The following is a 12,177-nucleotide window of genomic DNA, read 5'->3' on the forward strand; positions in this document are numbered from 1 at the left end:
AGGCGAAACAACATGAAGCACAACAACCAGAAGAAAAGCAAACATTATATCCTTTGGATTGCCGTTTTCATTATCTATTTATATCTGCTGACTAAGCTGATCCTGTTCAAAGGAAGCCCGGTCGATTTTGGCATCGTGAAGGTTCGACTGATGGCGTTCTTGCAACAACCGGATCTGATCCATACGCGAACCGTCAACCTGATACCATTTCAGGAAATCTCACGAGACTGGAACAGTCTGTCGTTACATCGTCCTGGAACCGCAATCCATCTGGTAGGCAATATACTGGCTTTTATCCCGCTGGGCATCTTCATTCCTCTGTTGACAGGCAACAAGTTATTCTCGCCTGGAGTGAAGGTGTTCCTGCTGGCCCTACTGCTCAGTCTGGGCTATGAAGTGACACAATTATTGACGGGCATGGGCATATTTGATGTGGATGATCTGATGCTTAATACACTCGGCGGCTTCATTGGATATATTGTTTTCACTATGGCTCTGGGTCTGAAAAAGGTGTTGGTGGGAGGAGAATCCCGCATGACGACGAAAAAGTTAAATTCTAAGGAAAGTCACGTGTAAGGAGGGGAACAACTTGATTATAATGGCTGTACTGTTCATTAGCGCAGGGCTAATGTTTCTCGTTTATCCACACAAGGTAACGGATGCTTCGGAAAAACAGATTGCGGAGCGAGTGATCATGTCTAGATGGGTTGGAGGCTCGTTAATTGCTCTGTCGTGTCTGTTTCTGATCATGGGTACGATTCAACTGTTAGATCAAGCCTCACATCACATTGGGCATTAAAAGGCAGTTTGGCCTCGAAGCAACGGAGAATACACACATACTGAAACCATAGCTCCTCGTAACGTGCAGATTGCACGTTACGGGGAGCTTTTTTTATTGTTTCATAAGGTATCGAATTTAGCATAGGACCAGTGAACTTTGCGAGTAACATCGCAAATGAGGTAAAGTAGAGATGATGCGTTAGTACCTATCCCTTATAAAAAAGGAGGACATACATTGTATTCATTAGCTATACAACTAGCAGGAACAATGAAAGCCATTATGCAAATTGAAACTGAAATTGCTGAAGCTACGAATAATCACTACGATGAAGAAGTAGTGCGTGATTTCGAACAGAAAAGAACTGATCTGATAAGAGCTTGTACACGTGATGAGTTGCTGGTGATAAAAACAGTCATGAAAGTGGGACAATCGGAGAGAGGATATCGTCATTATTTCGATTCGAATGATGTTGAGATTATTTATCTCCCTGTTGAGTTAAACGAGCATGAGTTGATGCAGAAATATTCCTATTATCTTATACATAAGACTGAACGCGAACTTGCGGATAGCATTGAGTACTATACCGCTGTGTCGGAACAACTGAGAGAAGGTATGGAGATCTTAAAACTCTAAACTGTGATCTGTAATTTCTAGGAGGCTTGTAAATGTTAATGAAAATTGTTGTATATCACTTTGATGTGTTCTACTATTACGTTCCCAATCAATATGCAGGAAAAATTGGCGAGTGGAGAGGAGAATTTATCGATTTTTTGCAGAGCTTAGAGTATAAGCACCCATTCACCCTGTATATCGAGTCTATTGATCATGAGGGAAATACGGAATATGCTCACTTTATTCGTAGTTACGGGGCAGATGATTTTGTGGACTGGATCAACGTGGAGAAATTAAATTGCAGAGGTGTATATCGTATTCCTGAACCACCTGATGATTCAGAAGTTGGATTAAATTTTGAGTTTTAAGTGATAAGAACCCACTTATAATTAAATTGATGATGCATATCGACAGTTAAATAAAAAGCTCAAAAGCTCCCTGCCACGTGCTGAGTGCACGTGGCAGGGAGCTTTTCTGTATAAATTTATCACATTAATGATTTATATCATTAAGCTTTTTTCATCATTTGACGCAATACAGTTTGCAGGATACCGCCGTTATGGTAGTAATCCACGTCAACCATGCTGTCCAGACGAGCGATAACAGGGAAGTCGAACTGTGTACCGTCTTCACGAGTTACGGTAACTTTCAACTCTTGTCCTGGCTTCACATCATTGCTGAGGCCAGTAATGTCATACGTTTCACGTCCGTTCAGACCAAGGCTGGACCAGCCGTGACCTTCCTGGAATTGCAATGGCATTACGCCCATGCCGACCAGGTTACTACGGTGAATCCGCTCGAAGCTTTCTGCGATAACGGCTTTGACGCCGAGCAGGAATGTTCCTTTTGCCGCCCAGTCACGGGAGCTTCCTGTACCATACTCTTTACCAGCGATAACGATCAGGTTCTGTCCTTCATCCTGATACTTCATGGAAGCATCGTAGATGGACATTTCTTCGTCCGTTGGCAGGTACTTCGTGATGCCGCCCTCGGTGCCCGGAGCCACCTGGTTACGAATACGAATGTTGGCGAATGTACCACGCATCATTACTTCATGGTTACCACGGCGTGAACCGTAGGAGTTGAAGTCTTTGCGCTCTACGCCATGTTCTTTCAGGTATAATCCAGCCGGGCTGGATGGTGCAATATTACCTGCTGGCGAGATGTGATCCGTTGTTACGGAATCTGCAAGCAATGCCATAACACGTGCAGAACGGATATCTGCGATATCGTTCAACTTGTCGCCAAGCTCTTGGAAGAATGGAGGATTCTGAATGTACGTGGAGTTCGGGTCCCACTCGTACAATTCGCCTTCCGGTACAGAAATTGAATTCCAACGCTCATTGGCTGTAAATACATTCTCGTACTTGTTGCGGAACATCTGAGCGTTCAGGGAACTTGCGATGGTATCCTTGATTTCCTCGGATGTAGGCCAGAGGTCTTTCAGGAATACAGGCTCATTGTTCGTATCATAACCGATTGGATCGGTTTCAAAGTCAATATTCACTGTACCCGCAAGTGCATATGCCACAACGAGTGGTGGTGATGCCAGGTAGTTGGCTTTAACCTGTGCATGCACACGGCCTTCGAAGTTACGGTTACCAGACAATACAGCCGCTACGGTCATATCGTTCTCAGCAATAGCTTCGCTCACTTCGTCCGGCAGTGGGCCGGAGTTACCAATGCATGTTGCACAACCGTAGCCGGCAACGTTGAATCCGAGTTTGTCGAGATACGTGATCAGACCTGCTTTTTCCAGGTACTCGGTAACCACAAGGGAACCTGGTGTCAGACTGCTTTTCACATAACCTGGTTTGGTCAGGCCGCGTTCAACTGCTTTTTTCGCCAGTAGTCCCGCTCCAACCATAACACTTGGATTCGAAGTGTTCGTACAACTTGTGATCGCCGCGATCACAACAGCGCCTGCCTTCAGTTCACTGTTGGAACCGTCCGGATGCTTCACAGGTACGGATTGTTCGATTTTCTCATCGCTCAGACCGTAGCCGCCTTTATCTACAGGTGTGCGGATGATGCTGTTGAAGCTTTCTTTCATTTGTGTCAGCTCGATGCGATCTTGTGGACGTTTTGGTCCGGCAAGACTTGGTACAACAGAGCCGAGATCCAGTTCAATCACATCTGTGAATTCAGGATCAACGGTGCTGGAAGTACGGAACATGCCTTGAGCTTTGTAATAAGCTTCAACCAATTCAACCTGCTCGTCAGGACGGCCAGTGTTACGCAGATAGTTCAACGTTTCACTATCAACAGGGAAGAAACCGATGGTAGCGCCATACTCTGGTGCCATGTTGGCTACTGTTGCACGGTCAGCCAGACCGATGTTGGCAAGACCTGGTCCGTAGAACTCTACGAATTTACCAACAACACCTTTTTTACGAAGCAATTGGGTAACGGTCAGTGCCAGATCCGTTGCTGTTGCCCCTTCACTCAGGCTGCCTGTCAGTTTGAAACCGATAACGTCTGGTGTTACAAAGTATAGCGGTTGACCCAGCATACCTGCTTCGGCCTCGATTCCACCAACACCCCAACCAACAACGCCAAGTCCGTTGATCATGGTGGTGTGGGAGTCTGTACCTACGAGGGAATCCGGGAATACAACAGTTTCGCCGTCAACGGTTTTTGTTGCTGCCACGGAAGCCAGATACTCCAGGTTAACCTGGTGAACGATCCCTGTGGATGGTGGAACTGCACGGAAGTTGTTGAACGCCGTTTGTGCCCAACGCAAGAAGCGGTAACGCTCTTCATTACGCTCAAACTCAACTTTGATATTGTAATCAAGTGCATCGTTGGTACCAAAAGCATCAACCATAACAGAGTGGTCGATAACGAGATCGACCGGTACGAGCGGGTTGATCTGTTTTGGATCGCCGCCTGCTTTTTTTACAGTATCACGCATTGCAGCGAGGTCAACGACAACCGGTACACCGGTGAAATCCTGCAGAACAATACGTGCAGGGATGAATGGAATTTCCTTGTTATTGTCACGGCCATCTGCCCAGCCGGTCAGTTGTTTTACGTGTTCTTCGGTGATGGCACGTCCGTCGAATTGACGAATTGCTGCTTCAAGCAACACTTTAATGGAGAAAGGGAGCCTGGAAAGATCGCCGTGGCCGTTTTCCTGAAGAGCATCGAGACTGTAGTAGCGGTAAGACTTGCCTCCAACCTCAAGACTGCGAGCGGCGGAGAAATGATTCTTTGCTGACATACATGTACCTCCTTGGGATGTGTCGGTGAGATGAAGAAAACGTTCATTTAGGTGAAGAACAGGCCTTCATCGTTCCGTGTTCTTGTGTGTTAGTTTCATCAGATGAAACGTAATTTCATAATCATAACTTTAGTTTTAAGTATACCGTTTTCACCTCCGTACGTAAAGGTCTTTTTGCCTGATCAAGCAAGCTTTTGGACCGATGAAGGCGTTTTCGTGAAGTGAGCAGGAATAAGATATCTCGTGTACCTGTATTTGCCGAATTTCGGATCTCCCTCCTGAGCCGTGTACATACAACCGAAGACCCTTTCATATGAATAGTAGGAGTTTATATACGCAATGAAATATTCCAGACAGAACTCATGCCAAAGGGGGACACAGGCTTGGAACGGGAATGGAAGAGTGCCTTATATACTTACGTGAACCAGTACAACCGCTGTGAGATCGACTACCGTCCACAGACCAGCGAACGGATCGTTACCGATCCTGACTTCGTGGTGGAACGGGGAGAGCGTATGGCAAGGCTGGACGAATGGTATCGTAAGCGGCGCGCCGTGCCTCTTCGCAGCGAGACCAGCGCCAAGCTTGTGCGCACGCTTATGGATGGCCAGGAAGAAGCGGTGGTGGATGTACAGTTGTACAGCAGACTGTTCTACGAGAAGAGCGGGATCACCCACCGGGAGGACCGGATTGAGCGAGAGCGGTTAACCTTTCTGCGGCAGAGTGGTGGATGGATCATTGGGCGGGTCGAACGGGAAGTGCCGGAGCGTCGCCCTGCTGGGGAAGGACGTCCGTTTCAACAAGCTGATTTTGTACAGGCGATGAATCGGCCGCTGTTGAATCGGGAAGTGCTGGGTCAAGGAAGAAGCTCACGGCAACAGTCATATCGCAGAGATCTGGCAGTTGCCTATGCAGATCGGTGGTGGAATGCGGGGAATCCGGCATTTGAGGAATTTGATGTGGATTGTACCAATTACGTGTCCCAATGTCTCTTTGCAGGGGGCGCACCCATCCACTATACTGGTAGAAGAGAAGCCGGCTGGTGGTATAAAGGGTATGTGAACGGCTCCGAAATGTGGAGTTACAGTTGGGCAGTTTCCAACAGTCTGGAGCGTTATTTGTCAGGCAGCAGCTGGGGTCTGACCGCGACAGAAGTGGAGCGTCCTGAGCAGCTGATGCTCGGTGATGTTATTCTCTACGATTGGGATGGAGATGGACGATTTCAGCATAGCACCGTTGTGACCGCGTTTGATGCGGGCGGCATGCCGCTTGTTAACGCACATACGGTTAGCAGCCGTCACCGATTTTGGGATTACCGGGATTCTTACGCTTGGACGGAGCGGACGGTATACCGGCTTTTTCATATTGCAGATGAGTTTTGATGACGAAAGATTTTCGGGATGCGGTGACGCAGACATCCAGTTCCGTGTAAAATAAGACCAGATAACGCAAGCAGAATAACAAGGATGCTGAGCATGCAAACATGACAGCATCAGGCACAGATAATCGGAGGGTACACATGAGTATGGATAAATTAAAAGTAGGCGTCGTGTACGGCGGAAAATCGGGCGAGCATGAGGTGTCGCTGCAAACGGCGTTTGCTGTAACAAACGCATTTGATTATGAAAAGTATGAATTGGTTCCTTTTTATATCTCCAAGCAGGGGACGTGGAAAAAAGGACCTGTCATGCATGCGCCGTTCGCGCAGATTGAAGACTTGAAGCTGGAGCAATCGGCGGGTGGAACGCAGGATGCGCTGAACGCCCTGTTTGGCCGTTTGTATGGCGGAGCAGAAGCGCTGGACGTGATGTTCCCTCTGCTGCATGGTACGTTTGGAGAGGATGGCACCATTCAGGGCATGTTCGAGATGGCGGATATGCCATATGTAGGTGCAGGTGTACTGGCTTCGGCTGGCGGCATGGACAAAGTGGTCATGAAAAAGCTGTTTGCACAGGCCGGCATTGACCAATGTGCTTTTACGTATTTTAACGCGACACAATGGAAGCAGACAGAGCACGAAATGATCGTACAGGTCGAAGATCAGCTGGGGTATCCTTGTTTTATCAAACCGGCAAATCTGGGCTCCAGTGTAGGCATCTCCAAAGCACGTAACCGCGATGAGCTGAAGACAGCTGTCGAGTTCGCACTTCGGTATGATACGAAGGTTGTCATTGAGGAGTTCGTTGAAGCCCGCGAAGTTGAGGTCAGCGTCCTCGGCAATGACGAGCCCATGGCTTCCGTTCCAGGTGAGATTGTATCCTCCGGTGAGTATTATGACTATGCGGCCAAGTATATTGATGGTCAATCACAGATGCTGATTCCAGCTCCACTGGACCCAGAGGCCGCAGATCGCATTCGCGAGGCAGCTTTGCAGGCGTTCCGTGCGATTGAAGGTAACGGTATTTCACGTGCCGACTTCTTCATTCGGAAAAATGACGGCGCATTGCTTATTAATGAAGTCAACACCATGCCTGGTTTCACACCATACAGCATGTATCCACTTCTTTGGCGTGAGACAGGTGTATCGTATGCCGAGCTGCTGGATCGCATGATTGAGCTGGCACTGGAGCGTTACAACCGCAAGCAGGCACTGAATTACGAGAACGGCGTACAGGCGTAGCCTGCGACCACAAGATCAGGAGGGATATGCATGGGATTTCAGACTGAATTCAATTCCGTATGCAAGTTCAAGAATGAGCAGGAGCTGTTCGAACTGCTTGAATACGGACGCGGCAAAATGGTCAAACAGGGCTTCCGGGTATTTCCTACCGGCCAGAAAGTGATTGCATACACACCGGATAACGTGGCTGTAGCCATCGTCAAGATCGTGGTTTCCATTGCGGAGATCAACTTTCAGGGGCAAGAGGTAACCGAGGTGGAGATGCAACTCATCCGCAAATTGACTGAGGAAGAATCACGCATTCAGACTGCCCTTGCGGATGAGATGTTCTTTGGAGAGCAAGCACAGGAGTAGTTGTTGACTGTAAGTGCAGGTCGGAAGGACGGATTTGCCAGAATACGATTATGGTCACTCTTTTAGGGTAAAACTTGGTTATATACAGTGACGGTACATCCTGACGGCTGAATATGCCGTGCGGGTTCTCCGCCCTAATAGAGAGGAAGAGATTCATGCTCGTACGCTTTGGTTACGTGGCAATGTCCGTGCTTATAGAGAATGCCTCGCCTTCCCGGACCATGACCATGTCGAGTTTTAACAAAATCGATGACAGGGAAGCAGCGATCCGCAAGCTCGAACGGATTGCAGCCGAGAACCTGCACAATACATTACGTTTGCTCAGGCATAACAAGGGTAACCATATTCATGTATATCGCTTCTCTTCCAAATTGATTCCACTGGCAACACACGAGGACCTGAATGACTGGGACCCGTTCCCAGCACTGAAGCAGGACTTTGCGGCCATTGGTGATTTTGTGAAGGAAAATCATATGCGTGTGTCCTTTCATCCGGATCATTTTACCGTACTTAGTACCCCCCGCGAGCAAGTTCTGCACAACTCGATTCGCGACCTTCGTCATCATGTTCGGATGCTGGATGCCATGGGGCTGAATGCCACTGCCAAGAACAATATACATATTGGTGGTGCATACGGGGACAAGCCTTCGGCGGCGCTTCGTTTTGAAGAAAACTTTTTGAAGCTGGATCGGGACATCCAGGAGCGGCTGACACTCGAAAATGATGACAAAACGTTCAATGCGCCTGAGACACTGGCCGTGTGCCAGCGCTTGGGATTGCCCATGGTACTGGATATCCATCACCAGTGGGTGAACAACGAAGGAGAACAGGCATGGGATCTGTGGCCAGATATTCTAAAGACCTGGCAGTCACCGCTTGCCCAGGCAGATTCACCGGCTGATCAGCCATTGCCACCCAAAATCCATGTCTCCAGTCCAAAGAGTGAGAAGGATCTGCGAGGTCACGCCGATGGTGTAGAGGCAGAGCCGGTGCTCGACTTCTTGCGTCATATCGCAGCAGATACCCCAAGGATTGACGTGATGATCGAGGCTAAACGCAAAGATGAGGCACTTGTACAACTGATGCAGAAGCTGGCATTCTATCACGAAGAGGGTGTGGAGTGGGTGGACGAGTCTACCGTCATCATTCATCCGTAGTGCCAAAAGGGGCCTGGGCAACGAGAAACTTTACGACCTGTGGGGCGTATACTTTTAACAAGTATTTCAACTTTTCGTAGATTGATATAGAAAGTAGAGTGAACGCTTTGAATGAGAAGGAAAAGACACCTTATGTCGTGACAAGCAAAAGCTATACTGCCGTTGCCATTAATGCAGCTTCCAAAGCTGGGGAATGGATCAAAAGCCGTCTTGGGACGGTAGCTGAACTTGGCACCAAATATTCACCCCAAGATCTGGTGACCGAAGTGGATAAAGGAGCGGAGCAGATGATCCGCCGCCTGATTCTCACGCATTTTCCCCACCATGCCATTCTGGGTGAAGAAGGCGTCGAACCGGGACCGGAAGCTTCGGCAAAAGCACTGAAAGAGGCTGAGGAAGAAGAATTTCTGTGGATTGTTGATCCTGTGGATGGAACGACGAACTTTGTACACGGATTCCCGTTTTATTCGGTGTCCATCGCATTGGCTCACAATGGTGAAGTCATTGTTGGCGTGATCTACGATCCTTCCCGTGATGAGATGTTTGTTGCGGAAAAAGGGAAAGGAGCATATGTTCACGGAAACCGGATGCTTGTATCTAGTGAACAGGAACTGGCTCAGAGCCTGATTGCGGTGGGATTCCCGGCAGACACAACCTTTGCGTTGCCACTGAATATGGCCGCTGTGCAGGCGCTTGCTCCGCAAGTTCGTAACTTGCGTGCTGGTGGATCAGCCGCCTTGCATCTGGCTTACGTTGCCGCCGGACGTCTCAGCGCTTACACCGAAGTTGGATTGAAACCGTGGGATATTGCCGCAGGTGCGCTGCTGGTTGAAGAATCCGGCGGCAAGGTGACGGATACCATCGGAACGCCTTACCAACTGTCTGTAAATCATGTCGTTGCCAGCAATGGCAAAATCCATGATGCACTGACGGATGTGTTGAAGGAAGCGAAGGCTACCGGTCTGGAGTGAGTTTATTTAACTCATCCATGCTTTAATTACTTTTAATTGTACATTAACGGAGGGGACAGAAAGCATCTGAAGAAGCGGAGCGCTCGCCTTTATCACCGGATTTTTACCTTGGAAAAGGGAATCAAAGAAATCTGGGGATAACAGCGATCGGAAGATGGTTCTGTACACGAAGTGAAAGTACAATAGTAATAATTAACACAGGTATGACTTTAATTAAAGGAGCGAGAACAATGGATGAATCCAAAGAACTGGAACGACGGCTCAGTGATATGCTGACGGGAGGGGACATGGAAGAGTCCGGCGACACCGATCAGCGTGAACGCCAGCTGATTCCTCCCAAGTATGAAGTGCGAATCCAGACGGAACGTGATCCAATTGTCGAGGAAACGTTAAAGTATCGGAAGATGGCACGCGAAGTGGATGATCGTTATGATCGGTATCTGGAGCGAGCTACCGGGAACAAACCGGAGAGTGACAAGGGTCATTCGATCGCTGAAGATTCGAATAAGCCGCAATCTTAACGAATCACTGAACGTCATAGCTGAGCTTAACCAGTAACAGGCTCCCCTCCAGGGAGTCTGTTATTTCATGTGTGCTCTCAGTAGAGAGGACAACACCTACTTTAAAATGATAGAATAGAGTAACACCAACCAATGTCACTGGAATGACCAATGTACTATATATTAGTGAGGTTGTTCGAAAGGTCCGCTTTTGATTACGAAGGATGCCTAACGGCATCATCAGCATCGAATATGGAATTCAGCCGAAATGTCCGTTGCTCACGTAGTTTTCCTACGCTCCGCTACTCCATTTCTAGCTTCATCCCATCTTCTCGGTACTGAAAACCGACCTTTTTGAACACGTACATTTAGTGTAATTATAGATTCGCGAGAAGGAGTGTTACCTTGAATGAAGCGTAAACGTATATGGGAAAATACAGCTGCCGGTTTAACGGTAAGCATGTTGGCAGGAATGCTGCTCTTCACATCTTCTGCATTGCCTGCACACGCGGCTGACACCAAAACCGGTGTATTGCCAGCAGGTACTAACGAGGCTTCGCTGACTGCGAAGAAAGATGCAATAGCCGTAACCAAGGAGTCCCGCATCGTCACATTGGGAGATTCCATAACGGTAGGTTATGAGCCCAACACAAAAGAATTGCCTTATGGTTATGTAGAACGTTTGCATGAGCAAGGTTTGCTGCATGGACGTACACAGGTGGACAACTACGGGATTGCCGGTTTGAAAACCAGTGGCCTGAAAAACTTCACTACTGCAATTAAGGATGGCAAAACGCTGACTTCTGAAGCGATTCAACCAAGTCTTCCTGATCCAAGAGCGGGACAGATCGGAGCCAATGCTGCTGCAATCCGTGAGAGTGTAGCACAGGCCAATCTGGTTGCAATTACCATTGGGGGAAATGATGTATCGGAGCTTCTCGGTACAGCAGACAAACTGAGTGATCAGGAACTGCAAGCGAAGGTAAAAGAATTACTTGCAACCTATACAGCCAATGTTAGTGCAACGATTAATGATATCCATGAAATCAATCCGACAGCTACAATTGTCATCGCCGACCAGTATCAACCGATGCCAGAAGTAGCAGGCAAGGCACTGTATGCCAAACTGATGGAGGCATCCCAAGGTTTCACACAGACCATTGATGGCATTGCAGCACAATTCACTGCTCAGGGTACCGATGTCAAAGTCGCCCACGTGGCCAAGGAGTTTGTTGGTGGTGAAGGCACGATGACGCATATGATCAAAGATCGTGATTTCCACCCGAATCAATTTGGATATGCGGCCATTGCCGAAGTATTTGCCAAAACGATCTGGGGAGATTACACCAAGCTGACTGCACCTGCCACAGGTGAACCAATGAATATTATCGTGAGTGGCAAAACACTAAATACACCGTACAAACCGATTATCCGTAACGGCAAAAACTTTGTGGCGATTCAAGACATCGTAAACGCTGTAGGTGCTACTACGGTGTGGGATAATAAAACTTCAACCGCAACCTTTACATATGGAGACCGAAAGGTTGCTGTGAAGATTGGTGCCAATGCTGTGAAGGTAAATGGAGCATCGGTTACTGTGGATACACCTGCATTCCTGAACAAGGTAGGCAAAGAGTCCAAAACATATGTACCACTTGCCATGGTGGCTGAAGGTCTTGGCTTTGATGTGCAATATGTAGCGAAGCTGAAAACTGTTTTTGTTAATCCGTAAATTGTATTTCATGCTTTAACATGATGTTATTTAACGGCCAGAATGCCTTGATCTGTTCAAGGTATTCTGGCCGTTTTATGTTCTTTTTGCGTTGCTGACACAGATGCATACCTTCTCTAATGACCTGAAATGTTGCATAAATATATCTTGTCAGATGACCAATGGATGTGTAAATATGAAAATAACTTACAATAAAACCACTAACGCATCGTATGACAGCACCCTTC

General features: G+C 47.8%; 12 protein-coding genes. 11 read left to right on the forward strand and 1 reads right to left on the reverse strand.

Going from position 1 to position 12,177, the window contains the following annotated elements:
• Positions 1 to 12 precede the first annotated feature (12 nt).
• The 4 genes from MHB43_RS03730 to MHB43_RS03745 all read left to right on the forward strand — a co-directional run bounded on the left by MHB43_RS03730 (position 13) and on the right by MHB43_RS03745 (position 1,761).
• Complete coding sequence (locus tag MHB43_RS03730) at positions 13 to 576, forward strand: VanZ family protein (protein ID WP_405131361.1); 564 nt, start codon at positions 13 to 15, stop codon at positions 574 to 576.
• Positions 577 to 589: 13 nt separating this feature from the next.
• The gene (locus tag MHB43_RS03735) at positions 590 to 799 is read left to right on the forward strand and encodes a hypothetical protein (protein ID WP_076216726.1); all 210 of its coding nucleotides are present in this window, start codon (positions 590 to 592) and stop codon (positions 797 to 799) included.
• Between the two features lie 216 nt (positions 800 to 1,015).
• Entirely contained in the window at positions 1,016 to 1,414 is a 399-nt protein-coding gene (locus MHB43_RS03740; protein WP_405131362.1) for a hypothetical protein, read from the forward strand.
• 32 nt (positions 1,415 to 1,446) lie between these two features.
• Positions 1,447 to 1,761 carry a hypothetical protein gene (locus tag MHB43_RS03745; RefSeq protein ID WP_047841416.1) on the forward strand — a complete coding sequence of 105 codons (315 nt, stop codon included), beginning with the start codon at positions 1,447 to 1,449 and terminating at the stop codon, positions 1,759 to 1,761.
• A 140-nt stretch (positions 1,762 to 1,901) separates the two neighbouring features.
• Here the strand turns inward: MHB43_RS03745 and acnA are convergent, their stop codons facing one another.
• Positions 1,902 to 4,616, reverse strand: a complete 2,715-nt coding sequence (gene acnA / locus MHB43_RS03750) for an aconitate hydratase AcnA (RefSeq protein ID WP_076216727.1) — start codon at positions 4,614 to 4,616, stop codon at positions 1,902 to 1,904.
• A gap of 362 nt (positions 4,617 to 4,978) precedes the next feature.
• Between acnA and MHB43_RS03755 the strand changes: the two genes are divergently transcribed.
• The 7 genes from MHB43_RS03755 to MHB43_RS03785 all read left to right on the forward strand — a co-directional run bounded on the left by MHB43_RS03755 (position 4,979) and on the right by MHB43_RS03785 (position 11,950).
• Positions 4,979 to 5,998 (forward strand): amidase domain-containing protein, encoded by a 1,020-nt coding sequence (locus MHB43_RS03755; RefSeq protein WP_047841417.1) that lies wholly within the window; start codon positions 4,979 to 4,981, stop codon positions 5,996 to 5,998.
• 137 nt (positions 5,999 to 6,135) lie between these two features.
• Positions 6,136 to 7,236, forward strand: a complete 1,101-nt coding sequence (locus tag MHB43_RS03760; protein ID WP_036614110.1) for a D-alanine--D-alanine ligase — start codon at positions 6,136 to 6,138, stop codon at positions 7,234 to 7,236.
• A gap of 30 nt (positions 7,237 to 7,266) precedes the next feature.
• A complete protein-coding gene (locus MHB43_RS03765; protein WP_036614107.1) occupies positions 7,267 to 7,590 on the forward strand; it encodes a hypothetical protein in 324 nt (107 codons plus the stop codon).
• 155 nt (positions 7,591 to 7,745) lie between these two features.
• A complete protein-coding gene (gene uvsE / locus MHB43_RS03770) occupies positions 7,746 to 8,747 on the forward strand; it encodes a UV DNA damage repair endonuclease UvsE (RefSeq protein WP_405131363.1) in 1,002 nt (333 codons plus the stop codon).
• Positions 8,748 to 8,854: 107 nt separating this feature from the next.
• The gene (locus tag MHB43_RS03775; protein ID WP_405131364.1) at positions 8,855 to 9,718 is read left to right on the forward strand and encodes an inositol monophosphatase family protein; all 864 of its coding nucleotides are present in this window, start codon (positions 8,855 to 8,857) and stop codon (positions 9,716 to 9,718) included.
• Between the two features lie 230 nt (positions 9,719 to 9,948).
• A complete protein-coding gene (locus MHB43_RS03780; protein WP_405131365.1) occupies positions 9,949 to 10,239 on the forward strand; it encodes a hypothetical protein in 291 nt (96 codons plus the stop codon).
• A 388-nt stretch (positions 10,240 to 10,627) separates the two neighbouring features.
• On the forward strand, positions 10,628 to 11,950 hold the full coding sequence (locus tag MHB43_RS03785; protein WP_405131366.1) for a stalk domain-containing protein: 1,323 nt from the start codon (positions 10,628 to 10,630) through the stop codon (positions 11,948 to 11,950).
• Positions 11,951 to 12,177 lie beyond the last annotated feature (227 nt).

The sequence above is a fragment of the Paenibacillus sp. FSL H8-0317 genome, assembly GCF_045040685.1.
Classification (GTDB): Bacteria; Bacillota; Bacilli; order Paenibacillales; family Paenibacillaceae; genus Paenibacillus.

Bases quoted from the DNA above. Each gene is read 5' to 3' on its own strand.
- MHB43_RS03730 (WP_405131361.1), top strand. From the start codon at position 13: ATGAAGCACAACAACCAGAAGAAAAGCAAACATTATATCCTTTGGATT.
- uvsE (WP_405131363.1), top strand. From the start codon at position 7,746: ATGCTCGTACGCTTTGGTTACGTGGCAATGTCCGTGCTTATAGAGAAT.
- MHB43_RS03765 (WP_036614107.1), top strand. From the start codon at position 7,267: ATGGGATTTCAGACTGAATTCAATTCCGTATGCAAGTTCAAGAATGAG.
- MHB43_RS03760 (WP_036614110.1), top strand. From the start codon at position 6,136: ATGAGTATGGATAAATTAAAAGTAGGCGTCGTGTACGGCGGAAAATCG.
- MHB43_RS03745 (WP_047841416.1), top strand. From the start codon at position 1,447: ATGTTAATGAAAATTGTTGTATATCACTTTGATGTGTTCTACTATTAC.
- MHB43_RS03780 (WP_405131365.1), top strand. From the start codon at position 9,949: ATGGATGAATCCAAAGAACTGGAACGACGGCTCAGTGATATGCTGACG.
- MHB43_RS03785 (WP_405131366.1), top strand. From the start codon at position 10,628: ATGAAGCGTAAACGTATATGGGAAAATACAGCTGCCGGTTTAACGGTA.
- acnA (WP_076216727.1), bottom strand. From the start codon at position 4,616: ATGTCAGCAAAGAATCATTTCTCCGCCGCTCGCAGTCTTGAGGTTGGA.
- MHB43_RS03755 (WP_047841417.1), top strand. From the start codon at position 4,979: ATGCCAAAGGGGGACACAGGCTTGGAACGGGAATGGAAGAGTGCCTTA.